This window comes from Micromonospora palomenae (genome assembly GCF_007829925.1).
GTDB lineage: Bacteria > Actinomycetota > Actinomycetes > Mycobacteriales > Micromonosporaceae > Micromonospora > Micromonospora purpureochromogenes.
In genome coordinates, this window is record NZ_VIXA01000002.1 from 693,889 (window position 1) to 715,305 (window position 21,417).

Below are 21,417 nucleotides of genomic sequence, written 5' to 3' on the forward strand. Positions count from 1 at the left end.
ACCTGGCACGCAGCAACGATCTAGGGAGAGCATTTCCCTCATTGATCCTCTAGTGTCGCGAGTACCAAGTGGGGCCGACGTGGGGGAGGCGCTTCGTGACTGAGGCTATTAGCGACTGGCTAGGTCCGGCCTTGTCGAATTCGTCTCAGAGTGCAGGACGGCCCTGGATGACCGGGCGAGTCTGGCCGGGCTATCCAACCTCCGATGGAGCGACTGCTGGAGGTAGCTGCGATGAGGGGAGAGCTGATGCTTGAAGGCGAAGAAATTGACCTCCTGAAGCGGCGGAGCGTCGTCAGGGAGTTGCCGGACGATCTTATCAATGAGAAGTACGTACGTGGCGAAGTGCGAATCGTAACGGAACAAGCCCGCTATCCTCTGAGCTCCATACCGCAACTCCTCGGCAGCGGCGACTACCTCCTGCGCCCCGAATACCAGCGGAGAAGACGCTGGTCGACAGAGAAGAAGTCGCGCCTCATCGAGTCCCTAGTGATGAACGTACCTGTTCCGCCGATCTTTCTATACGAGTACGACTACTCCAAATATGAGGTGATGGACGGACTTCAGCGGCTCTCAACCATTAGAGACTTCTATGCGGACGCGTTCTCGTTGCAGGGACTTGTTGAATGGGAAGAGTTGAACGGCCGCACATACTCGTCCCTCCCAACAAGCGTGCGCGCGGGAATCGATAGACGGTATCTCTCGTCCATCATCCTTCTGCAAGAGACTGCGCGGAACGACACCGAGGCGAGAATTCTCAAGCAGCTCGTTTTCGAGCGCATCAACAGCGGAGGGGAGAAGCTCACCCCCCAAGAGACGCGAAACGCGGTTCACGGCGGACCGATGAACGACCTTTGCCTCACTCTCTCTCGCCACCCATCCCTATGTTTGACCTGGGGAATTCCTGTTGGAAGCCAGGGGGAAGCCGGCGACCCAGACGATGAGGAAGACGCCGAACTGCTGGAGAACGACGCGTATCGCGAGATGTTCGATGTCGAACTCGTCCTTCGGTTCTTCGCGTTCAGGCAAGATCCGCAGTACATGGCTAAGAGTCTCCGGGACTACTTTGATGAATACTTGAAGCGAGCTAATCGGTTCGATCCGGCGCTCCTTTCCCAACTTGGTGATCTATTCAAAACCACCATAGATCTGGTATACGAGGTGTTTGGCGAGCGCGCCTTCTGGCTTTGGCGTCAACGAAATGGGCGCTGGAACTGGCTCAGTCGACCTACCACTGTGGCTTACGACACCATCATGTTCGCATTCAGCCAGCGACTCCCGCAGAAGGATCTTATCCTCGAGCACAAGGAGGAATTGGCAGCGAAGCTGCCGAGCTTTTACGAAGAGAACTACAGTAGTTTTGCAGGCCGCTACACAAACCCCGCCAATATCATCTCAAGACGAGAACTGTTTGGGGATTTCGTTGACGGCGAGCTCAGGAATGATCGCCGATGAGGCCAGCCGTCCTCGAGTTCGAGCGGCTCACCGAGGATCTGACTCGGCTACTTCATAGGGGCGATGCGGAAGAAAGAATCCTTGCAGCAGACCTGGCCTCCGTTGCACCGGGCGACCTTCACGATTGCTTGACCCTTTTCCGACAGTCTGTCGAACCATTCGCTGTCAAGATGGCGCAATACGCCACCCAACTTGTACTGCTTTACGGCGCCTTCGAACGCCTCATTGAAGGGCTCGTGGCCGGCACCGTACAAACATTGAATGAGCTCGTACCGTCGATGGACGACCTCCCTGAAAGGCTGAAGGATAACCACCGCCGGAAATCCCTCGAAGCCCTGCGCGACGAAGTATGGTTGACGCGCATGAAAGATCCAATGCTGTCAGTTAGGTTGATTGAGAACCTGCATTCTTGTGAATCAAAGGCGGGTAACTATAGATTGAACGCTCTGGCCTACGCTCGCCACGCTGGCAACTTCCGTCGTAAAACGATCGACGAAGCGTTCAGGGAGGTTGGAATAGATGACTTCCTAAAGCTAGTTGTGGGCACCAAGGACTTCGTCGCTTACCTCGCGGCCAGCGGACACAGTTCGGGAAATTTGGGGGCGGACCTCGGTGCGATCGACGATCTGGCTGACCGACGGAACGAAATCGCGCATGGCAGTCCCGCAGCGCTGCTTACGCGTGATGAGATCCGAGAGTACTTGCAGTTCTTTAACGCATTCGCTCGGGCCGCCTATGCAATTCTTCGCCAGCACCTCGGGTCATTTCTAGTAAAGCACCATGCCGTACCGTTCCGCGGAACTTCGCAGCTGCACTATAACTCTGTAATATGCCTGGACCTCGGCATTCTCCCGGAGGGGACGTTGCTCCAAGTTGGCGACCCGTTGGCAGTAGACGTCGGCCTCCCCTCGGGCTACCAACTTGGGAGGATGCTTACCATCCGAACATCGAACGGTGACGTACAGAAGATCCGTTCTCATGCTGGCGCCCAGGTCTGCCTCGAAACCTCTTGCCAAATGAAGAGGATCCGAAGCCTCTACCTCGTGGACCGTGAGTGTCCGGCTTCTTGGCTCGCCGACTCCCTACCATCGACCTAATTGCTAGCTGTGTGGTTCGGTCTGAGCAGTGTCGCGGGTCGTCACGACACAAACCACACGGGGACCCATGCAGGCGAAAGCTGGTGGTAACGCCACCAGCAAGGCATCCCGATGCTCCTATGGAGGTCAAGGGGCGAGGGCGGCGAAGTCGGCGCGTAGGGCGGTGTAGACGTCGCGGACGATGTAGCGCTTGAGGCAGCGGATGATCTCTTGCTTGCTGAGGCCTTCGGTGATGCGTCGGTGCAGGTAGGCGCGGGTGCGCTGGTCGTAGCGCATGCGGCAGAGGGCGATGGTGTGCAGGGCGTGGTTGGCGCCGCGGTCGCCTCCTCGGTGCAGGCGGTGGCGGCGCACCCGTCCGGAGCTGGCGGGGATGGGTGCTGCGCCGCAGAGGTGGGCGAGGGCGGCTTCGGAGTGCAGCCGGTCGGGGTTGTCGCCGGCGGTGGTGAGCAGCTGGGCGGCGACATCGGGGCCGACACCGAACAGGGCGGTGGTGCGGGGTGCCGCTTTCCGGACGATGGGTGTCACCTGCCGGTCGAGGGTGGTGATCTCCTCGGTGAGGGCGGTGACGCGGCGGGCGAGCCCGACCAGGGCTGCGGCGGTGGCGTGCTGCGGGTCGTGGAGCTTGGTCGGGTCGTAGGCAAGTACGGCGCAGCGGCTGACCAGCACGGCAGCGCTGATCCTGGTCAGGTGGGCTCGCAGCGGTTCGGGGGCGGCGGCGACCAGGCCGCGCATCTGATTCAAGGCGGCGGTGCGGGCCTTGACCGCTCCTCGGCGGGCGACCCTCAAGGCGCGGATGGCCTCGACCGGTCCGGTGCGGGTCTTCGGCGTGCCCATCGCGGTGCCGGCAAGGGTCGCCCGGGCGGCGGCGATAGCGTCGATCGGGTCGGACTTGCCCTGTGCGCGGCGGGCTCGGCGGTCCGGCCGATCTACCTCCACGACGGCGATCTTCTTGCTGGTCAGATAGCGGGCCAGGCCGGCGCCGTAGCTGCCGGTGCCCTCCACGCCCACGGCAGTCACCTGCCCGAAGGAGCGCATCCAGGCCAGCAGATCCGCGTAGCCGGCGGTGGTCGCGGGGAACTCGGCGTCGGCCAGGAGTCCGCCGGTGTTGTCGATGATGGCGGCGTGGTGTGTGTCGCGGTGGGTGTCGACACCACCGATGAGAACTTGCTTCTTGGCTGCCATGCTGGTGAGGTCCGCCCTTCTCGGTCGCGTCGAGAACACGTGGACACGTCACCGGTCAGGCGATGCGGACAACACAGTGGTGGGCGCCTCTCGCACAGGCTCCTATCAGGTCACGACGCTTGACCGGTGACATGCAGCTGCCGAGGGCCACCGAGCCGGCCGACGAATCGGGATCAGGACAGCAACGTCGGTCTGCCGGTGAGTCAGACCAACCCGGCGACCCACCCCACCATCCTCACTGTCTGCCGTCGACCCGCCCTTCTGGGGAGCGGGCCGCCGCCCGGCCCGCCACGTCAAGCGGACCTTGACACCAGGTTCGGACGCTGGCGGGTCGGGCGGTGGTCTGCTCGGCTTGCCCGGGTCGATGGCAGACGGGATGGCCTACCGCAACCACCCACGGACCGCGACGCGCCGGCGAAGCCCCGGCCATCCTGGAGCCGGAGCGCCCCCGCCGGAGGCGCTCTGACCGTAACCCCGCGACCGCCGCCAGCTCGCCGACGCGGCCGGCGTGCGCTTCCCTTCGCCGCGCGGGTGCTGGCCGCGCGGCCCGGCCGGCTGCCGGCCCACCACACCACCGGGAACGTCCTGTCGTCATGCGGCGGCCCACCGGGCTCCCCGCCCTCCGCGCCAGCCGCCGGGCGTGTTGCGTGGCCGGAGTCGGAGCGCCAGCGGAGCGACGGACGCGCGCCCAGGCGGCGGCGCGTGCGGCCCGTTGCGGGCCGCCTTGAAGACGTACAGAAACTTTGAACAACTCCGCCGGCAGCCGGCTGTCCGGTCTCGGGACCTGAGTGACAGATCGGTATCAGGACCTGCGTGACACACCGCCGAGTGTTCGTGGAGATCACGGGGGTGAAGCACAATCCGGGGTTGATGTGAAGTGACCCCTATCGGCCGGACACCTCGATGTCTGTTAGGGACTCGTGGTGGATCTTTTCGTAGGTGTCGGGGCTGACGTTACCCAGACGGCTGTGCCGGCGGCGGGGGTTGTAGAAGCCCTCGATGTAGGAGAAGACCTCCATCTCCAGCTCGTGGCGACTGGGCCAGGCGCGGGTGTAGACCAGCTCGGTCTTCAAGGTGGCGAAGAACGTCTCGGCCAGGGCGTTATCGAAGCAGTCGGCCACGGAGCCCATCGAGGCGAGGACGCCGCAGGAGCGCAACGTGCGGCCGAACTCGAACGACGTGTACTGCGTCCCGCGGTCCGAGTGGTGGATGACCTGGTCCCGGGCGGGTCGGCGGTGCTGGATGGCCATGCCGACGGCGTCGAGGATCAGTTCGGTGCGCAGGTGATCGGCCATGGCCCAGCCGACGACGCGGCGGGAGTAGGCGTCGACGACCACTGCCAGGTAGAGGAATCCTTTCCAGGTGCGTAGGTAGGAGATGTCGGCGACCCACAACCGGTTGGGTGCGGTCGAGGTGAACTGCCGCTGGACCAGGTCCGGCGCGGTCGCGGTCGACGCGGCCTTGCGGCGGGGCTTTCCGCGCCGGCGTCGATGGGCGCCTTCGATACCGGCCAGACGCATCAGCCGGGCCACGGCCTTGCGGTTCCACCGGTGGCCGCGTTCGTGCAGCTCGGCGGTGAGCCGTCGGGCGCCGTAGACGCCGCGGTGCTCCGACCACGCCTGCCGGGTGACCTCGACGCGCTGCAGGTCGTGACGTTTCCGCTCGGCGGCGCGTTGGCGTCCCTGTCGAAGCCAGTCGTAGAAGGCGCTGTGGCCGACGCCGAGGAGCCGGCAGAGCAGACGGACCGGGTAGGTGGTCTTCTCCGCGTCGATGAACCGATACACGTCGGCCCGGTTCACCGCTCCGTCTCGCGTGCGAAGAAGACCGCGGCTTTTTTCAAGATCTCCTTCTCCAACTCCAGCTGGGCCACCTGCCGCCGCAACCGCAGCAGCTCGGCACGCTCATCGCCGCTGAGCGACGACGACTGGCCGCCGTCGCGTTCCTGGCGCAGTTGGGCCACCCAGTTGCGCAGCGTCTCGTGGTTGACGCCCAACTCCCGGCCCACGTCCCGGATCGTGCGGCCGGAATCCAGCACCAGCGCCGCGGCCTGACGCCGGAACTCCTCGGGGTACTTGCTCTGTCGAGCCAACGCGGTTTCCTCCTCCCTCAGCAGGATGCCAAGTCAGGAAGTGTCCGGTCTCAGGGGGTCACTTCAATGCCATGCTGACTCGGTGCCCAGTCAACCGTTCCAACCGTTCCCCACCCGTGTCTGGCAGGCCACAGACCGCACCGGCGGCCCGCTTGACGAGCTGCTCGACACGCTTCGCCAGCAACACCCCGGCTTGTGGGTGGAACGACTCGACAAGACCCAACCCGGCGACGACAACAACGTCTACTTCCTCGGTCTCGGGCAGACCCGCGACATCGTGCAGGTCGACACCGGCCCAGACGGACAAGCGCCGTTCACCGTCGAAGCCGATGACCGGGTCGACACCACCGAACCCGGCGAAGCCCTCGCCGCTATTCGAGCCCGGCTCAACCCGGCACAGTAAGAGCCCACACCGCAACCAGGGCAAGATCGTCTAGCCGGACGTGTCACGCAGGTCCCGAGACTGATCTGTCACGGAGGTCCTGAGACCCGACACCGCCGGCAGCCGGCTTGTCCCGTCACGGGACATGCTTGACACATCCGTCCCACCACATGCTTGACACCGCTGGCTGAGAGCGTGTGAAGTCGGCCCGGCTCGTCGGTACGACCCGGAGGTGATGCGTGGATTCTGGCCAACTGGAGACCTGGCGCGAGGATCTGCGGAAGACCATCGCCTCCGCGGTGCTCGACTTCCAAGACCGCTACGGATACCCGCCTGGCGAGAACGCCGTCAGCGAGCCCGACGCAGCCGCTGCTGCACGGCTCGCTGCTGTTCGTCCCGCCATCCCCGCCGACCTCGTAGACCTGTACGCCGCAATCGGTGCCGTAGATCTACCGGACGTCGGTAACGGGTTCTTCCTGCACACGGCCTCTGACGTGGCTCACGCCCACGAGTCACGGGACCTTTGGCACGTCCGTGGCCGCCACGACGCCGATGTTGTCGTATTCGCCAGCGATGGCGGCGGTACCCAGTACGGGCTGGCCATGCCGGCAGGATCTACCGTCTACCGCCTCCCACCGGACGCTGTCCTCGGCGGCATCTACACCTCGGAGGACCCGCGCTTCGACGTAGCCGCCCCGGACCTGCCAACCTTCCTCGACCGCTTGCTTCAGGCCGTGAAGACGTTCGCTGCATCGAGCACAACGCCGAGCTTGTAATCGATCGCTTAGGTCAAGCGTCAAGCATGTGCTGGGACGGATGTGTCAAGCATGTGGTGGGACTAGGCACGCCGGCAGCCGGCTGTCGTACTCCGCTTGATGGGTTACGTCCTGGCTTCACTTGATGCGTGACACGATGCCCTGGCTCGTTGGCTACCCGCTTTGAACGCGGGGCGGCCGGAGAGGGCTGGCTATCCGCTTCTGCCGAGTTGAGTACGTTGGCCTACCGGTCTTCGGTCGGGGTCAGTCGAGCTGCTCGAACTGGAGGTTGGCGTGCAAGACCGCTGACCTGTTCGCGATCTCGACGCCTTCCTCGGTGAAGTCGAACGCGGCGTGCAGTACAACGTCGATGTTCAGCGAATGGGCCTCACCGAACTCCATCCGGGTGATGTCGACCGGATTGTGTCCTCCGCCCAGGTAGATGCTTGCATCGATGTAGCCAGCGTGCGGGTTGATCGGGAAGTCGAAAGTTCGGTTGGTCAGTGCAGACAGGTCGTTGCCGGGTAGATCAATGAACTCGCCGCGGATGGCCGTCCTGATGATCTCGGGTCCGTCAGTGCCGGGGCGGAAGGTCGCGGGGTCGAAACGGTCGGCTGCGGAGAACGGCGCGAGCGGTACGGTGATCGCCCAGGTACCGGCAGCTGGGCCTGACCGCAGCGGTGAAAGGTAGACGATCCGACCGGGCTCCAGCTGCAATAGGTCGTCCGACAGTTCGAGCACGATGAGCATGCTAGGCGTGAGTCGGTCGCTCTGCCCTCATGGGCCTGCCGTGATAGCAGTTCCTGACTGCGCAGGGAGCACTCCTCTGCCGCTGACCGCGCGTATGAGGGACCGTCAGTCCGCCCCGGCGTCCGGCTGACTAGTAACTCCTGTAACAGCGGCAGCCCATCGCGCGGTAACCCGTCACGCGTCAAGTGAAGCCGATGTGTCACGCATCAAGTGAGCCCGACACCGCCGGCAGCCGGCGGTTCGTACGTGTGTTCGAGTAGGCTGCTGCCGGTGCAGGTACGCGGGCGCTGGTGGAATGGGTCGTGGGGTCGCATGGCTCGTCGCGATATCTGGCTGCTCTCCGACGGTCGGCTTTGGCGGGTGCGTGGCCGGCTCGGTGGTGACGGCGGGCAGGAGGTGTCGCACGACTTCCCGGACGAAGGATCAGCCCGACGGATGGTCGACCGGATGATGAAGACCTCGGCTGGAGCCTGGCGGGACCTCACCGAAGCTGTACGCCGCGAGTCCGACCAGAGGCGCGCTAAGTAGCCGCAGCACACAGCGGCTCTGGGGCACTGTCAAAGATTGATGCTGGCTGAGACGATCCAGTCGTGAGCCTGCTCGCGTACCTCTGGCGGGCGATCTTCGGGCGCCCGCAGAACCTGGTCGAGACTCAAACCTCCGACGCCTGGCAACGGGTCGTGGACACTTTCTCCTCCGAGCAAGCCGATCTCGTTCGGGATCAGAAGGTCACGGAAGAGCAGGCTCGCACCGCCATCGCAGAGCGCTTTCCCCAGATGACGTCGGACGAGGTTGCTCATGCACTTGCTCGTGGCATGTTCCTGACTCGGTGATCAGGCACGGCGGGGCGAGTCAGAGGCAGGCGGATGGCCGGACGTGCACACCGCACCACGGCGGCAGGTCGGCTGCCCACACCCGCCAGCCGCCGGCGTCTCGCCGGGTCTCGAACCGCCACGGGTGGGCTGTGCCGCTGAGGTTGGTCTGCTCGTTCCACCAGGTCGGGCGGACCTGGGCGGTCACCGCCGCGCGGTCGTCGCCCTGGTCCTCGACGTCAATCGGTCCGACCATCTCAAGCTTCGACGGCACGTTGGCGCGCTCCATGTCGCCGCGGTACTGCCGCCACTGCCGCAGCAGCTCGTCATGACGCCTGCCGGCCAGAACCCGCGACAGGCCGATCTCCTCTCCGCTGCTCGTCTGAAGCACGTACACGTTTGCCGCCGCGTCCGGACTCGACTCACCGCGTTCCGCCTCGACCTGCTTCTGGACGGCCCATGAGACTGGCACGGCCACGATCCCGGCGCATACCACCGCCACGAGCGACAGCACGACCCACGGCCAATGACGCGGCGACCGGACCAACGGAGCCCTGCCGGCCCCCGCTCCTCGGCTTGGTGGCGCTGGCCCCTCCCCAGGTTCCATAGATCCAAAATATGGCCTCTGCGGGTCACCTCGCCATCACCAACGGCTGATCGCCAGGCCGCCGGCTTCTACTCCGCCGTCCCCTCGCCTCGTCGGACCGCCTGATCAATCAACTCGGCCGCCATGCCCGGGGAAGCTTCGGACGTATCGATGGTGAGGCCGGCTGTGGGGAGCCTTTCTGTCTGGTCCCACGCCCTGAGGCGTTCCGCCGCGTCGCCCGTCTGTCGCTCCACAATGCGACGTTCCGCCACGTTCCGGGGACAGGTAAGAGCAACTACGGTCCACCGCGCGTCGGGGAATGCCTCCCGTACAGCGTCAACCGCGTTGACCTGCCCGACGTGCACCACGGGGATCTGCTCGTGGAGCTGCTGACGCAGGCCGGGCGCGTCGATGACGTACACGGACCCATACCGCCGGTTTTCCCACACCACACTGCCCGAGGCGCGCAGAGCCGCCAGCTCCGCAACCGAGCTCATTCGGTAGCCCGCGATACGGCCCTGCCCAACTTTCAGGCGCCGGAACTGCTGGTACCGGTCGTCGAGCTGGTGCAGGGCTGAGGTCACCGTGTCCTTGCCGGATGCCGGCGGGCCGTAGAGGATCACCCCCCGCATCAGTCGAGTTCCAACCCCATCAATGACTTGACCAGCGCTTCGGCCTGGTCCTGTAGCGGCCTGGCCGAGGCGCAGTTGTTGATGACGACGTGCTCGACCAGCGGGCGCGAATCAGGATCGATGCGGCTGAGGTAGCCGGACCAGTCGGCCAGCTTCGCCGCATCTCGGGCCGCTCCTCGCCTCCGGATGTAGACGTTCATCGTGTCCGGGTCGCAGTACACCCACACCACGCTCACGGCTGCGCCCATGTCGGCGAACCGGGCCCTCGTCCGGTCCAACCACTGAGCGTCCTGGAACTCAGCGATGAACGGGGCCGTCACGATGGCGCTATTGCCGCACTGCACGTTCTCTTCGGCCGCGCTGCTCAACGCCTCGTACTCGCGGGGGCGCACGACCTTCAGATAGGTGTCTGACTCGCGGTCGTTCGGAGACTGGCCCAGGATCTCTAGGGCTGCCTCAACGATGGGCCGCGTTAAGGTGTCCTTGTCCAGCATCGGCCACCCGGTCGCCCGCGCCAGGATCCGTCCCAACTCGGTCTTGCCACTGCCGGCGTAGCCGCCGATGAGCACCACGCGCGGCTTGGGCAGCCGTACAGGTCCCCGTCGCTCCTGGTTCGGCACCCGCACGACCCGCTTCGAGCGGGACTTGCTCTCAATGAACCCTTCCGCCTCCAGCACCTTCATTGCTGCTGTGATGGTGAACGGGCTGGTGTCCCACTCGGCGGCCATCTCGCGGCTGGACGGGAGGACGTCACCGTCTCGACGGATTCCGGCTGAGATCTCGTTGCGAATGTGCCGCGCGATCTGCTGGTGCACGGATTCACCCCGGGTCAACCGGGGACGGGGCGATGACATGGGCATCCTCACGGTAGGCGCACTCAGCTACCAGATCCTACCAGTTGCCTAACAGGGCCTCAGCGCCGTTACAGCACGTCAGAACACTGTTTCAGATGGTGCATACCTAACAGTTGCTAGCCTTTCCAACCAACTGTTAGCGTCGGCATATCGAGCAGACGTCCACAGGGGACGCGCTCACATCCAGGAAGGACGGCAGCTATGAAGCTGTACGTGGACACCGCGAGCAAGCAGGTTCAGGTGACGAAGGACCCGGAGCCGAAGAACGACCAGAACGGCAACCAGCGGTCGGAGAAGAACACTGGCCGGCTCATGTGGTCGACCCAGGTCTTCGTTCTCGACGAGACCGGCGGCGAGATCATCACCATCACCACGGCGGGTGAGAAGCCGGGCGTGACGGTGGGACAGCTCGTCGCTGTCGAGCAGTTGGAGGCCATTCCGTGGGCGACCAATGGGCGTAACGGCGTCGCGTTCCGCGCCATCTCGCTGAAGCCGAAGGCTGGTAACTCGGCGGCTAAGTAAGTCCCTCGCTCACCGCGCTGTGTGAGCCTCTGGTGTCCGACGCACGAGGCGGCCTGATGGTCCGCTGACCTGAGATCCAAGGTTCGGGAGTGGTTCCGACTCCTACATTCCCGGCCCGTCACCACCAGCGGTGGTGGCATCCCCCGCAAGAGCTGGCGCGGGGTCGGTCCGACTCCTACATCTGCCGACCCCGTGCCCTCCAACTCATCCGACCCAACTCGCATTGGGAGGACTCGTCGTGTCCAAGTCTAGCCCCCGCCGCCCCTTCGGGCGGAACACCGGAACGGTGACGGTCATCGAGGCCAAGGTCCACCGTTCCTCCGCCAGGAATGCTCGCCTGGCGTTCATCCTCACGGCGGTCATGGTCGGCCTTCTCGCGGCCGTGGTGGCCGCTTCCTCCATGCACCCGATCCTGGCCCTGTTCGCCGGCGCGCTGATCGGCGCACCGACCGGCGGCATCGCCTGGGTGCTCGTGCGGATCTGGCCGGTCCTGCGGCTGCTGTGGTGGTGGACCCCCGAGATCGTGCTCACGGTCGCGGCGCTCACCTTCTGGGTGCAGCTCGCCAACCACACTCCCGCCCCGGTGACCCTGGTGGTTGTCGCCCTGGTCGTCGGCGCCCCCGCCGCCGTCCCGGTCATCCGCCGCCAGCTCGTCGCCTGGACCTGGTGCCTTGTCGTGCGCCACCGGCTGCGCGTGTGTTTCGCGCAGTTCATCATCGCCAACCAGTCCGGCAGCCTCCCGCTCATCCTGTGGGCTCGCCCCACCCCGGTCGGCGAGCGGGTCTGGGTCTACCTACGGCCCGGCCTGTCCCTCGCGGACCTGGAAGGCCGCCTCGACCGCATCGCGGTCGCCTGCCACGCCGCCACCGCTCTGGTCGAGCGGGCATCCGACGGCAACGCCGCCTATCTGCGGTTCGACATCAAACGCCGCGAGGTGCTCACCGCGACGGTGGGCTCCCCGCTGGTCGACGTCATCAACCCCGACACGCCCGCGGCCGACCGGCCGACGCCGGTGATCCCGACGGCTCTGGACCTGCCCGACGTCGACGCAGCCGTCATCGCCCTGCCGGTCCAGAAGAAGCCGGCCACCACCAGCTCGGCCAACGGCAGCAAGCCCGCGGCTACGTCCTCGGCACCTGAGGACGACGTCTCCGACTGGATCTGACCACCAACCCAACCGGACGCGAAGAGTCGTGCGGGCTCGTTCGTGTGGCTCTTCGCGCCCACCTGCCGCCCAAGGAGGGCACCCATGACCACCACGGCACCCGCCCCAAGCTCGGGGGTTCCGGTGGGGCCTGGCCTGTCGATGTTCGACCCCATCTTCGTCGGCATCGACGAGTTCGGTCAGCCCGTCTACATCACCCTCGCCTACCGCAACCTCCTCGCTGGCGGTGAACCCGGCGGAGGCAAATCCGGCCTCCTCAACGCCATCGCCGCCCACGCCGCCCTCAGCGTCGACAGCCGTCTCGTCCTCCTTGACGGAAAGTTGGTCGAGCTCGGGCAGTGGGAAGACTGCGCCGACGCGTTCATCGGCCCCGACATCACCGAAGCCCTGACCGTCCTGCGACGGCTCCAGGTCGTGATGAACAACCGCTACGCCTGGCTGCGCGCCCATGGGCGCCGCAAGCTCACCGCCGCCGACGGCCTGTCGGTCATCACGGTGCTGGTCGATGAGATCGCCTTCTACTCCGCCACCGTCGGCTCCAAGCAGGAGCAGGAAGAGTTCGTCGCCCTCCTGCGCGACCTGGTCGCCCGGGGCCGCGCCGCCGGCATCCCAGTGGTCGCCGCCACGCAGCGGCCGTCGTTCGACATCATCCCCACCAGCCTGCGGGACCTGTTCGGCTACCGCGCCGCGTTCCGCTGCACCACACCCAACAGCTCCAACATCGTCCTCGGCCACGGCTGGGCGGAGCAGGGCTACTCCGCCACCGACATCCAGCCCACCAACCAGGGCGCGGCCTACCTCATCGCCGAAGGCGGCACCCCCCGCCGCATCAAGGTCGCCTACCTGTCCGACAGCCAGATCGCCGGCATCGCCGACTACGCCGCCTGGATCCGCCGCCCCACCCGGTTATCCGTCCCGGCCGGCTCCGGCTCCGATTGGGGGATGGCGGCATGACCACCCGCGAGCGCACCTACGCCCGCGCCAACAACCAACGAGCCGCGCAGTTCATCGAGATGTGGATCGTCGCCCAACCGCACGAGATCGCGGCCATGGTCCAGGTCGCCTCCGCCAGCGGCCGACTCGTCTTCGCATCCCCGCCGACCCCGATGGGCGGCGACGACACCCGCCACCGCCGCTACCTGCGGCTGCGCACCACCTGAAACGGCCGACAGGACCAGTAACCCGCCTGGCAGCAGAGCTGGTCCTGCCGACCACCGACCAAGCCCTTACCGAAAGGACGTGGCTTCCATGAAGGCTACCCAGAATCCGTCCACCGTCGAGGTCACCCCGGCGGTCATCCTGCGCGGTGCTGCCCTCTACATCAGCCGGCACGGCTGGACCCAGGGCACCTACTACGCCGACGACACCACTGACGGCATGTCGGTGCAGCCCAACCCCACCCCGCCGGCCTGCGCCATGGGCGCCATCGCCATCGCCGCGTTCGGCCGGCGCCTCCCGGAGGACTCGTTCCTCCTGCCCGAGTGGGTCGACTACAAGAACGCCGAAGACGCCCTCCTGGCCCACCTCGACCTGCTCTACCCGCCCACCGGCGACGACGACTTCCCCCACCCCGAAATCGGCGACTGGAACGACCAACCCGACCGCACCGCCGAGCAGGTCATCAACACCCTCACCGCCGCCGCTACCGAGTGGGACACCGCCCACGACCGGCAGGCGGTGCCGGCATGAGCACCGTCAAGAAGCCCTTGACGCCGTTCGGGCAGCAACTCAAGCACCGGCACGTCGTCGAGAACGACGAGTTCGCGGCCTTCGCTCGGCGCATCATCCGCGCTCACGGCCGCCGCGTCGCCGCCGGCGACGTTGAAGCCCTCCGCGACCTCGTCGCGCTCTCCACCAACCTCGATAACGCCATCGGTGAGGCCGTGATCGGCCTGCGGGCCTTTGGCTACTCCTGGGCCGAGATTGGCTCCCGCCTCGGCATCACCCGCCAGGCCGCCCAGCAGCGCTGGGGAGACCGACCATGACCGCCACCTTCTACGACCCGGCCGGCACCCGATACGGGATGCCCACCTTTCCCTACCGGATGGCACCCGAGGGCCTGGCCACCCGCCGGCAACTGCGCGCCGCCGGACTGCGCCCTGCTGGACAGGAACCGGTCGCGCAACTGCTGTGGAGGCGCGGCAAGCGCGTCGCCTACCTCTACCGGGTTTCCCTCGCCGCACCCAAACGGGTCGCAACCCCCGCCCAGCGCGACGCCATCGCCAAGGCGCTTCGCGCCCGTCGCACCTGCGGTGTCTGCGGCCTGGTGCAGCCCTACTACATCCCCCGCCGCTACGGCTGCTGCCTCGACTGCCACGGAGGCCCCCGATGACCACCGCCATCATCAACCTCGCCGCTCAGGAGCGGATGACCCCGGACGGCTACGTCGTGACCGCCATCGCACAGGACTTCGCGGGTCGCGGCGAGCTGTCCTTCGAACGGTTCCTGTCCGGCTACTACGCCGAATCCATCCGCATCATCCACGAAGCCCACCTCGCCGACTGCACCGCCGCCGACGGCGAGCACTGCGCCACCTGCAACGGCATCCGCGTCGGCCTTGCCGGCCTCATCGCCGAAGAACGCATCGTCACCGCCCGGAAGGTGAGCAGCGATGACCGATGACGACTGCCGGTTCTGCATCGAGGCCAACATGCCCGCCGGCATCCACGACGTGCTCGGCCCGGTCTACCGGCCCTGCCCCGAATGCCTGGACATCTGCGGCGGCTGCGACGGCGACGGGCTCTTCCCGTCCGACTTCACCTGCCTGACCTGCTTCCGCAACCGGATGGCCGCCGTCGGCCTGATCCCCGTGCTCTGCGCCCACTGCCTGGGCGTCATCGACCTCTACCCCACCCCACACCGCCGAACGGAGGTGACCAGCCATGACCAGCACTAAACCCACCAGCGGCACCCGCCTGGAAGGCGTCGTCCTGGTCCTCATCCTGCTCACCGTCGCTGGCTTCGCCGGAGCCGCCTCCTTCACCCACGTCAAGGACTGGACCCTCGCCAACTCCCCGGCTGGCACCGGCCAGTGGTTCGGTTGGGCCAACGCCGTCATCTCCGAACTCGTCCCCATCGCGTCCCTGCTGACCATTCGCCGTCGCCGCCGGGCCGGCGCTCCCATCGGCTACCCGCTGTTCCTGCTTCTCGCCGCCGCCGGCCTGTCCCTGGCCGCGCAACTCGCCGTCGCCAAACCCGGCCCGTCCGGGTGGCTGCTGTCCGCCGTCCCCGCCTTGGCGTTCATGGCCCTGGTCAAGCTCGTCCTCGCCCCGGCACCCACGCCGGAACACACCACCCCGGCCACTGCCGAGCCGGCCGAGCCGATCCATGTTCAGGTGGCCGAGCAGGTCACCACCGAGCCGGCACCACCGGCCGCTATCACCCCGGCCCCCGAGCCGACCCCAGCCGTCGAGCCGGAACCTCTCACCGCGCCGGCCCCCGAGCCGGTAGACGTCCCTGCCCACCTGCTGCCCACCGCCCGCTTCGCAGCCGTGCAGCACGAACAGACCACCGGCCAACCCATCACCGCTGATGAGCTCTCCGACCGGCTCAGCATCGCCCCGGCCCTCGCCGGGCAACTCCTCGCCACCATCGCCGGTGGTGCCCGATGACCATCTACCTCGTCGACATCGAGCAGGTCACCCACACCTGCCCCGCCTACCCGGAGCCACACCCGTTCGACATCCGCCGGACCCTCGTCGACGTCATCCCCGGCGGTCCCTGCCGGGCACCGGTCACCGTCCGCTGCGGCGGACAGACCACCCTAGTTCCCTGCCACCGGCACGAGCCGGCCAAGCGCCAGTGCGGCGCCTGCCGGGTCATCGTCACCGAACGCACCATCACCACCCACCACCTCACCGAGGTTGCCGGCTGATGGCCTCGACGCTGGACCTCACACCCCGGACCGCTTTGGCCCGGGGTGTGGGCTCGAACGCCGATGTCCCGCCCGTCATCACCTACACCGCCGCAGGCTCCGCCTTCGAACGCGCCACCCGCCCCGACTACTTCGGGTGGCTGGAGCACGTCCGGGCCGCCGCCGGCTGCACCCGTCCGATCCGCCTCGCCGGGCAGCTCCTCACCGTCGACTCCTCGACGGGCCGGGTGCTGGATCAGCGGCACACCGACGCCATGCCCGACGCCGCGATCTACACCGCCTGCGGCAACCGCCGCGCCACCGTCTGCCCCTCCTGCGCCCGCACCTACCAACGCGACGCCTACCAACTGCTGCGCGCCGGCCTCATCGGCGGCAAAGGCGTCCCCGACACCGTCGCTCATCACCCGGCGGTGTTCCCCACCTTTACCGCCCCCTCGTTCGGCACCGTGCACGCCCGGGTCGTTCGCAAGCACACCTGCGCCAGCCGCCGCCGCTGCGATTGCCGCGCGGAGCCCTGCCACGCCCGCCGCGCCACCGGCCTCTGCCAGCACGGCCGGGCCGCCGTCTGCTGGGCCCGCCACGAAACCGGAGACGCCGCCCTCGGGCAGCCGTTGTGCCTGGACTGCTACGACCACGACCACCAGGTCGTCTGGAACCTCTACTCCGGCGAACTGTGGCACCGCACCAAGCAAGCCGCGGAACGCCACCTCGCCAAGCTCGCCCGCCGCCGGGGCATCCCCCGCGTCCAGGTCGTCACCGCCTCCGGCAACACCCGCAAGGTTCCGCCCGTCCGCCTGTCACACGGCAAGGTGGCCGAGTTCCAGGCTCGGGGAGCGGTCCACTTCCACGCCCTGGTGCGCCTCGACGGCATCGACCCGACCGACCCGACCGCTGTCGTCCCCCCGCCAGCCGGGTTCACCGTCGCCGACCTGGAAGACGCCCTCCGGCACGCCGTAGAGCAGGTCGCCTTCACCACCCCGTCCCACCCCGACCGGCCCGAGGGCTGGCCGATCGCGTGGGGCGAGCAGGTCGACATCCGCCCCATCTCGCTGAACGGTGGCGGGGAGGTCACCGACAGCATGGTCGCCGGATACCTTGCCAAGTACGCCACCAAAAGCACCGAGGTAACCGGGCACCGCTCCGTCAGGCTCGACGCCGACACCATCGGCGACTACGCCGACCCCGACGGCGACCACACCGCCCGCCTCATCGACGCCTGCTGGCGCATCGGCCGACCCACCGGCACACCAGTCCCGCTGTCCCAACGGCCTCGGGACCATCGGCCCCGGCCCGGCTTCGTCGACCGCTGGCAGTGCCCCGACTGCGGCACCCACACCCGCTACCCCGCCTGCCCCGTCTGCATCGCCGCGCGTCAAGCCGCCCTTGACACCCAACCGGCCAGCAGACCAACCGGCAACCCGTACGCCCGGCTACGCCGCTGGGCACACATGCTCGGCTTCGGCGGCCACTTCCTCACCAAAGCCCGCCGCTACTCGGTCACCTTCCAACTCCTGCGCGACAGCCGCGTCGCCTTCCGACGGAACGAGCACCAGGACCAGGCCGACGAGCACACCGCCGCTCTGCGGGCCGTCGACCACCTCGACGACGACACCACGTTGGTCGTCGGCACCCTCACCTTCGCCGGCGTCGGCTGGCACACCACCGGAGACGCACTCCTCGCCAACACCGCCGCCGCCCTCGCCCGCGAACGACGAACCACCGGCCGAGAAGAACTCGCCCACGAACTCAGCCGCGGTGGCGTAGCCGCCGCGTAACCCCAACCCCTATGAGAAAGGATCAGGATGGACAAGCTCTGCTACACCCCGGCGGAGGCAGCGACGCTACTCGGTGTCGGGCGCACCAAGGTCTACGAGCTCATGGCGAGCGGACAGATCACGTCGATCCGGATCGGCCGCTCTCGCCGTATCCCCGCCACCGCCCTACGGGCGTTTGTCAATGCGTGCCAGCAGGAGGCGGCATGAGCGGCAAGCGGCGCGGCCATGGTGAAGGATCGATCTACCAACTACCCGACGGCCGCTTCCGAGCAGCGATCGACCTTGGATGGAGCAACGGGAAGCGTCGCCGCAAGTACGTCACACGGCGGACTCGTGCCGAGGTGATCAAGGCGCTCAAAGAGCTGACTGTGCTTGCCGAGACTGGTCGGCTTTCCCCTCAGCGGGTGCCGAGCCTGGCTCAGTGGATGGAGACGTATATGTCCGAGGTCGCCTCGGGCAAGCTCCGACCTTCAACGCTGCATCGGAACCGGGAGGAGGTCGAGCACCACATCGCGCCTCTGCTGGGCCGGCACCGGCTCGACAAGCTGACGCCGGCACACCTGACGGCCTTCTACAGGGACCGGCTAACCGTTCTGTCGATCGGCAGCGTCCGGCGCCTGCATGCCAACCTCCGCCGGGCGCTCAACGTGGCAGTGCGGTGGCAACTGATCCACGTCAACCCAGCCGCTCTAGTGGAGCCGCCCTCGTTGCCGCACGTTGAAGTGCGGCCCTACTCACTCGCTGAGGCGCGGCGGTTCCTCAAGGCCGTCGACGGCTTGCGGCTGGAGGCCCGGTGGCTCATCGGAATCGCGCTCGGGCTTCGTCAAGGTGAGGTTCTGGGCTTGCGGTGGGATGACGTCGACCTGAACGCCGGCACGCTTCGTGTGCGGGGGCAGCTGCAACGTGATCCCGAGACGGGCAGCCTGGCCTTCGTCGAGACGAAGACTGCCCGATCCCGTCGAACTCTGCCGCTGCCACCCACGGTAATGGCGGCCCTGCGCCGTCATCACGAACGCCAGACGGCGGAACGGCTCAACGCGAACAGCTGGGCCGACGTGGGCTTGGTCTTCGCGACCAGCGTCGGCACCCCGATCCACCCGCGCAACGACTACCGCTCGTTCCGAGAGATCATCCGGCAAGCCGGCCTCCGTCAGATCCGGCTGCACGACCTACGCCACACGGCGGCGAGCGTTCTCCTCGCCCAGGGCGTGCCCGCCCGCGTGGTCATGGAAATCCTCGGCCACTCGCAGATCAGCGTGACGCTCAACATCTACGCGCATGTCGCCCCAGAGATCGCGCGGGAAGCCGCGACGCGAATGGAGGGGGCGCTGTGGTCGAGTGAGTGACACCTTGGCTGTTCGTTTGGCTGCTCGTCTCTTCGACAGCATGGAAAAGGCCCAGGTCGTGATCGGCAAATCATGCCGGTGACCTGGGCCTTCCTACCGAGCCGCCTGACGGAATCGAACCGTCGACCTACGCATTACGAGTGCGTCGCTCTAGCCGACTGAGCTAAGGCGGCAACGATCGTCAAGTGTACGGCACGGCCCACCCACCGGCCGAGGGGGTTCCCCCACCCGGGAACCCGGACATCGGACGCGATCAGTCGTTCGCCGGACAGCGGTAGCGGCACGTCGGCGCTACGCTCCGGCGGGTGACCGACGATCACCCCACGTCCGGGTCCGATGTTCCCGCCGAGCACGCCCCCGGCGAGCGGGCGGCCCGCCGGCCGCTCAGCCTCGACCCGGTGGAGCTGGGCTTCACCCCGCGTAAGCCGGTGCCCTGGCTCGCGCCGTTCCTGCTGATCAGCACCGGCATCCGGACGCTGCTGGCGATGCTGTTCGGGGCGTACCTGGACAAGCGGGAGCTGCAGAACGCGCTGGATTCGAAGATCGCGCGGCAGGTCGGGCCGGACGGCGGGCTCTGGCTGGACTACGTGGCCGACCTGGGCGACGGCTTCAACGCCACCTACTCGGTGGCGTACCTGCTCGCGCAGCGGGAGCTGGAGGTGGACGGGCACCGGCTGCCCCGCGCACAGACCCTGGTGATGGGGGGCGACCAGGTCTACCCGTCGGCCGCGTACGAGGCGTACGAGGACCGGTGCAAGGGGCCGTACCAGGCCGCGCTGCCGGTGGCGCCGCCCGAGCGGCCGACGCTCTTCGCCGTACCCGGCAACCACGACTGGTACGACGGCCTGACCGCCTTCCTGCGCCTGTTCGTCCGGTCCCGGGACCGGCACTTCGGCGGCTGGGGCACCGGGCAGTCCCGCTCGTACTTCGCGGTGGAGCTGCCGGCCGACTGGTGGCTGCTCGGCCTCGACGACCAGTCCGGGTCGTACCTGGACGATCCGCAGCTGGCCTACTTCGACGAGGTGGCCCGCCGGCTGGGCCCGCAGAGCATGATCATCCTGGCGGTGCCGGCGCCGACGTGGGTCAAGTCCGTCGACCACCCCACCGCGTACGACTCGATCGACTACTTCATCCGGACGATCCTCGCCCCGACCGGCGCGCACGTGCGGCTGCTCATCTCCGGCGACCTGCACCACTACGCCCGGTACGCCGGCCCGGAGCGGCAGCTGATCACCTGCGGGGGTGGCGGGGCGTACCTGTACCCGACGCACAAGCTGCCGGAGCGGATCGAGGTGCCGCCGAAGGACACCCTGTCCCGCCGGGCCAGCGCCACCCGCCCGTACGACCTGGTCGGCCGCTACCCGGACGCGGCCCGTTCCCGGCGGTACGGCTGGGGGATCTTCCCCCGGCTGCCGTTCCGCAACCCGGGCTTCACCACCCTGCTCGGGGCCCTCCACACGCTGCTCATGCTGGCCATGGCCGGGGTGACGGCGAACCGGACGGGCAGCACCGAGCAGCGGCTGTTCAGCGTCCCGTTGGTGATCATGCTGGGGGTGACGCTGCTCGGGGCGGCCTTCTTCGCCAAGCCACCGAGCGCCGGCGGGAAACGGCACGTCCGGCACTGGATCCTCGGGGTCACCCACGGGCTGGCCCAGGTGGCGCTCGCCGCCGCCGGCACCTGGGCCTGGCTGGCGCTGCCCTTCTACGACTGGCCCTGGCCGCTGCCGGCGGTCGCCGCGGCGGTCGTCTACGGCCCGGTGATCGGGCTGGTGTCCAGCCAGGTGGTGGCGGCGTACCTGCTGGTGGCGGGGGCGTTCGGGGTGAACGTCAACGAGCTCTTCGCCGGCCAGGGCATCGAGGACTCGAAGTCGTTCCTGCGGATGCGGATCGACCCGGACGGCTCACTGACCATCTACCCGATCGCGGTCGACCGGGTGTCCCGGGACTGGCAGTTGAACCCCGACCAGTCCCCCACCGCCTCCTGGCTCGCCCCGAAGACCACCCTCACCCCCCGCCTCGCCGAACCCCCGGTCACCCTCGACGGGCCCGCAATCCGCGTTGATCATGAAGTTGGCCGTAGTTGACGAGATCGACTTCGCCGTCAACTTCATGATCAACGGAGACAGGGGGCCGGGCGCAGGGCG

General features: G+C 67.3%; 27 protein-coding genes and 1 tRNA gene. 20 read left to right on the top strand and 8 right to left on the bottom strand.

The window, feature by feature from the left end; genetic code table 11:
* Positions 1 to 204: 204 nt before the first annotated feature.
* Entirely contained in the window at positions 205 to 1,452 is a 1,248-nt protein-coding gene (locus tag FHX75_RS14245) for a DUF262 domain-containing protein (protein ID WP_211364465.1), read from the top strand.
* 170 nt (positions 1,453 to 1,622) lie between these two features.
* The gene (locus tag FHX75_RS14250) at positions 1,623 to 2,549 is read left to right on the top strand and encodes an MAE_28990/MAE_18760 family HEPN-like nuclease (protein WP_170285371.1); all 927 of its coding nucleotides are present in this window, start codon (positions 1,623 to 1,625) and stop codon (positions 2,547 to 2,549) included.
* A gap of 126 nt (positions 2,550 to 2,675) precedes the next feature.
* Here the strand turns inward: FHX75_RS14250 and FHX75_RS14255 are convergent, their stop codons facing one another.
* The 3 genes from FHX75_RS14255 to FHX75_RS14265 form a co-directional block, all read right to left on the bottom strand.
* Entirely contained in the window at positions 2,676 to 3,731 is a 1,056-nt protein-coding gene (locus tag FHX75_RS14255; RefSeq protein WP_154940194.1) for an IS110 family RNA-guided transposase, read from the bottom strand.
* Positions 3,732 to 4,615: 884 nt separating this feature from the next.
* Positions 4,616 to 5,530 (bottom strand): IS3 family transposase, encoded by a 915-nt coding sequence (locus FHX75_RS14260; RefSeq protein ID WP_154940196.1) that lies wholly within the window; start codon positions 5,528 to 5,530, stop codon positions 4,616 to 4,618.
* Positions 5,527 to 5,820, bottom strand: coding sequence for a transposase (locus FHX75_RS14265; RefSeq protein ID WP_170285372.1), 294 nt, complete (start codon positions 5,818 to 5,820; stop codon positions 5,527 to 5,529). Before FHX75_RS14265 ends, FHX75_RS14260 begins: the two co-directional genes overlap by 4 nt.
* Positions 5,821 to 5,902: 82 nt before the next feature.
* Here FHX75_RS14265 and FHX75_RS14270 point away from each other — a divergent pair, with 82 nt between their 5' ends.
* The gene (locus tag FHX75_RS14270) at positions 5,903 to 6,223 is read left to right on the top strand and encodes a hypothetical protein (protein ID WP_154940200.1); all 321 of its coding nucleotides are present in this window, start codon (positions 5,903 to 5,905) and stop codon (positions 6,221 to 6,223) included.
* 218 nt (positions 6,224 to 6,441) lie between these two features.
* Positions 6,442 to 6,978 carry a hypothetical protein gene (locus FHX75_RS14275; protein ID WP_154940202.1) on the top strand — a complete coding sequence of 179 codons (537 nt, stop codon included), beginning with the start codon at positions 6,442 to 6,444 and terminating at the stop codon, positions 6,976 to 6,978.
* Between the two features lie 243 nt (positions 6,979 to 7,221).
* Here FHX75_RS14275 and FHX75_RS14280 read toward each other — a convergent pair whose 3' ends face one another.
* The gene (locus FHX75_RS14280; protein WP_154940204.1) at positions 7,222 to 7,698 is read right to left on the bottom strand and encodes a hypothetical protein; all 477 of its coding nucleotides are present in this window, start codon (positions 7,696 to 7,698) and stop codon (positions 7,222 to 7,224) included.
* A gap of 599 nt (positions 7,699 to 8,297) precedes the next feature.
* Between FHX75_RS14280 and FHX75_RS14285 the strand changes: the two genes are divergently transcribed.
* Positions 8,298 to 8,540 carry a hypothetical protein gene (locus FHX75_RS14285; RefSeq protein WP_154940206.1) on the top strand — a complete coding sequence of 81 codons (243 nt, stop codon included), beginning with the start codon at positions 8,298 to 8,300 and terminating at the stop codon, positions 8,538 to 8,540.
* Positions 8,541 to 8,559: 19 nt separating this feature from the next.
* Here the strand turns inward: FHX75_RS14285 and FHX75_RS14290 are convergent, their stop codons facing one another.
* The 3 genes from FHX75_RS14290 to FHX75_RS14300 form a co-directional block, all read right to left on the bottom strand.
* Positions 8,560 to 9,033 (bottom strand): hypothetical protein, encoded by a 474-nt coding sequence (locus FHX75_RS14290; RefSeq protein WP_154940208.1) that lies wholly within the window; start codon positions 9,031 to 9,033, stop codon positions 8,560 to 8,562.
* A gap of 161 nt (positions 9,034 to 9,194) precedes the next feature.
* Positions 9,195 to 9,737: a DEAD/DEAH box helicase family protein gene (locus FHX75_RS14295; protein ID WP_154940210.1), complete on the bottom strand. Its 543-nt coding sequence runs from the start codon at positions 9,735 to 9,737 to the stop codon at positions 9,195 to 9,197.
* Complete coding sequence (locus FHX75_RS14300; protein WP_246158053.1) at positions 9,737 to 10,552, bottom strand: AAA family ATPase; 816 nt, start codon at positions 10,550 to 10,552, stop codon at positions 9,737 to 9,739. The genes FHX75_RS14295 and FHX75_RS14300 overlap by 1 nt, the downstream gene beginning before the upstream one ends.
* A gap of 240 nt (positions 10,553 to 10,792) precedes the next feature.
* On the opposite strand from FHX75_RS14300, the gene FHX75_RS14305 reads away from it, so the two are divergent.
* From FHX75_RS14305 to FHX75_RS14370, 14 genes are all read left to right on the top strand, one after another.
* Entirely contained in the window at positions 10,793 to 11,113 is a 321-nt protein-coding gene (locus FHX75_RS14305) for a hypothetical protein (RefSeq protein WP_154940214.1), read from the top strand.
* 238 nt (positions 11,114 to 11,351) lie between these two features.
* Positions 11,352 to 12,278, top strand: coding sequence for a hypothetical protein (locus FHX75_RS14310; protein WP_211364466.1), 927 nt, complete (start codon positions 11,352 to 11,354; stop codon positions 12,276 to 12,278).
* A gap of 84 nt (positions 12,279 to 12,362) precedes the next feature.
* Positions 12,363 to 13,232 carry an FtsK/SpoIIIE domain-containing protein gene (locus FHX75_RS14315; protein ID WP_154940216.1) on the top strand — a complete coding sequence of 290 codons (870 nt, stop codon included), beginning with the start codon at positions 12,363 to 12,365 and terminating at the stop codon, positions 13,230 to 13,232.
* Positions 13,229 to 13,438, top strand: a complete 210-nt coding sequence (locus tag FHX75_RS14320; RefSeq protein ID WP_154940218.1) for a hypothetical protein — start codon at positions 13,229 to 13,231, stop codon at positions 13,436 to 13,438. The genes FHX75_RS14315 and FHX75_RS14320 overlap by 4 nt, the downstream gene beginning before the upstream one ends.
* Before the next feature lie 88 nt (positions 13,439 to 13,526).
* Positions 13,527 to 13,967: a DUF6197 family protein gene (locus FHX75_RS14325; RefSeq protein WP_154940220.1), complete on the top strand. Its 441-nt coding sequence runs from the start codon at positions 13,527 to 13,529 to the stop codon at positions 13,965 to 13,967.
* On the top strand, positions 13,964 to 14,263 hold the full coding sequence (locus FHX75_RS14330) for a hypothetical protein (protein WP_154940222.1): 300 nt from the start codon (positions 13,964 to 13,966) through the stop codon (positions 14,261 to 14,263). The genes FHX75_RS14325 and FHX75_RS14330 overlap by 4 nt, the downstream gene beginning before the upstream one ends.
* A complete protein-coding gene (locus FHX75_RS14335) occupies positions 14,260 to 14,610 on the top strand; it encodes an RRQRL motif-containing zinc-binding protein (protein ID WP_154940224.1) in 351 nt (116 codons plus the stop codon). The genes FHX75_RS14330 and FHX75_RS14335 overlap by 4 nt, the downstream gene beginning before the upstream one ends.
* Positions 14,607 to 14,900 (top strand): hypothetical protein, encoded by a 294-nt coding sequence (locus FHX75_RS14340; RefSeq protein WP_154940226.1) that lies wholly within the window; start codon positions 14,607 to 14,609, stop codon positions 14,898 to 14,900. Before FHX75_RS14335 ends, FHX75_RS14340 begins: the two co-directional genes overlap by 4 nt.
* Complete coding sequence (locus FHX75_RS14345) at positions 14,890 to 15,174, top strand: hypothetical protein (RefSeq protein WP_154940228.1); 285 nt, start codon at positions 14,890 to 14,892, stop codon at positions 15,172 to 15,174. The genes FHX75_RS14340 and FHX75_RS14345 overlap by 11 nt, the downstream gene beginning before the upstream one ends.
* Positions 15,161 to 15,889: a hypothetical protein gene (locus FHX75_RS14350; RefSeq protein WP_154940230.1), complete on the top strand. Its 729-nt coding sequence runs from the start codon at positions 15,161 to 15,163 to the stop codon at positions 15,887 to 15,889. Before FHX75_RS14345 ends, FHX75_RS14350 begins: the two co-directional genes overlap by 14 nt.
* Positions 15,886 to 16,152 (top strand): hypothetical protein, encoded by a 267-nt coding sequence (locus FHX75_RS14355; RefSeq protein WP_154940232.1) that lies wholly within the window; start codon positions 15,886 to 15,888, stop codon positions 16,150 to 16,152. Before FHX75_RS14350 ends, FHX75_RS14355 begins: the two co-directional genes overlap by 4 nt.
* On the top strand, positions 16,152 to 17,927 hold the full coding sequence (locus tag FHX75_RS14360) for a replication initiator (RefSeq protein ID WP_154940234.1): 1,776 nt from the start codon (positions 16,152 to 16,154) through the stop codon (positions 17,925 to 17,927). Before FHX75_RS14355 ends, FHX75_RS14360 begins: the two co-directional genes overlap by 1 nt.
* A 27-nt stretch (positions 17,928 to 17,954) precedes the next feature.
* Positions 17,955 to 18,134 carry a helix-turn-helix domain-containing protein gene (locus FHX75_RS14365; protein ID WP_154940236.1) on the top strand — a complete coding sequence of 60 codons (180 nt, stop codon included), beginning with the start codon at positions 17,955 to 17,957 and terminating at the stop codon, positions 18,132 to 18,134.
* Positions 18,131 to 19,273, top strand: a complete 1,143-nt coding sequence (locus FHX75_RS14370; RefSeq protein WP_154940238.1) for a tyrosine-type recombinase/integrase — start codon at positions 18,131 to 18,133, stop codon at positions 19,271 to 19,273. The genes FHX75_RS14365 and FHX75_RS14370 overlap by 4 nt, the downstream gene beginning before the upstream one ends.
* A gap of 99 nt (positions 19,274 to 19,372) precedes the next feature.
* Here the strand turns inward: FHX75_RS14370 and FHX75_RS14375 are convergent.
* A tRNA-Thr gene (locus tag FHX75_RS14375) sits at positions 19,373 to 19,446 on the bottom strand.
* A 132-nt stretch (positions 19,447 to 19,578) separates the two neighbouring features.
* On the opposite strand from FHX75_RS14375, the gene FHX75_RS14380 reads away from it, so the two are divergent.
* On the top strand, positions 19,579 to 21,357 hold the full coding sequence (locus tag FHX75_RS14380; protein WP_154940240.1) for a metallophosphoesterase family protein: 1,779 nt from the start codon (positions 19,579 to 19,581) through the stop codon (positions 21,355 to 21,357).
* The last annotated feature ends 60 nt before the right edge of the window (positions 21,358 to 21,417 follow it).

What these genes read in the sequence shown, in the direction of transcription:
- FHX75_RS14355 (WP_154940232.1), top strand. Translation starts at nt 15,886, where the DNA reads ATGACCATCTACCTCGTCGACATCGAGCAGGTCACCCACACCTGCCCC.
- FHX75_RS14250 (WP_170285371.1), top strand. Translation starts at nt 1,623, where the DNA reads ATGGCGCAATACGCCACCCAACTTGTACTGCTTTACGGCGCCTTCGAA.
- FHX75_RS14325 (WP_154940220.1), top strand. Translation starts at nt 13,527, where the DNA reads ATGAAGGCTACCCAGAATCCGTCCACCGTCGAGGTCACCCCGGCGGTC.
- FHX75_RS14330 (WP_154940222.1), top strand. Translation starts at nt 13,964, where the DNA reads ATGAGCACCGTCAAGAAGCCCTTGACGCCGTTCGGGCAGCAACTCAAG.
- FHX75_RS14245 (WP_211364465.1), top strand. Translation starts at nt 205, where the DNA reads ATGGAGCGACTGCTGGAGGTAGCTGCGATGAGGGGAGAGCTGATGCTT.
- FHX75_RS14295 (WP_154940210.1), bottom strand. Translation starts at nt 9,737, where the DNA reads ATGCGGGGGGTGATCCTCTACGGCCCGCCGGCATCCGGCAAGGACACG.
- FHX75_RS14305 (WP_154940214.1), top strand. Translation starts at nt 10,793, where the DNA reads ATGAAGCTGTACGTGGACACCGCGAGCAAGCAGGTTCAGGTGACGAAG.
- FHX75_RS14350 (WP_154940230.1), top strand. Translation starts at nt 15,161, where the DNA reads ATGACCAGCACTAAACCCACCAGCGGCACCCGCCTGGAAGGCGTCGTC.
- FHX75_RS14255 (WP_154940194.1), bottom strand. Translation starts at nt 3,731, where the DNA reads ATGGCAGCCAAGAAGCAAGTTCTCATCGGTGGTGTCGACACCCACCGC.
- FHX75_RS14340 (WP_154940226.1), top strand. Translation starts at nt 14,607, where the DNA reads ATGACCACCGCCATCATCAACCTCGCCGCTCAGGAGCGGATGACCCCG.
- FHX75_RS14345 (WP_154940228.1), top strand. Translation starts at nt 14,890, where the DNA reads ATGACCGATGACGACTGCCGGTTCTGCATCGAGGCCAACATGCCCGCC.
- FHX75_RS14320 (WP_154940218.1), top strand. Translation starts at nt 13,229, where the DNA reads ATGACCACCCGCGAGCGCACCTACGCCCGCGCCAACAACCAACGAGCC.
- FHX75_RS14365 (WP_154940236.1), top strand. Translation starts at nt 17,955, where the DNA reads ATGGACAAGCTCTGCTACACCCCGGCGGAGGCAGCGACGCTACTCGGT.
- FHX75_RS14360 (WP_154940234.1), top strand. Translation starts at nt 16,152, where the DNA reads ATGGCCTCGACGCTGGACCTCACACCCCGGACCGCTTTGGCCCGGGGT.
- FHX75_RS14315 (WP_154940216.1), top strand. Translation starts at nt 12,363, where the DNA reads ATGACCACCACGGCACCCGCCCCAAGCTCGGGGGTTCCGGTGGGGCCT.
- FHX75_RS14335 (WP_154940224.1), top strand. Translation starts at nt 14,260, where the DNA reads ATGACCGCCACCTTCTACGACCCGGCCGGCACCCGATACGGGATGCCC.
- FHX75_RS14370 (WP_154940238.1), top strand. Translation starts at nt 18,131, where the DNA reads ATGAGCGGCAAGCGGCGCGGCCATGGTGAAGGATCGATCTACCAACTA.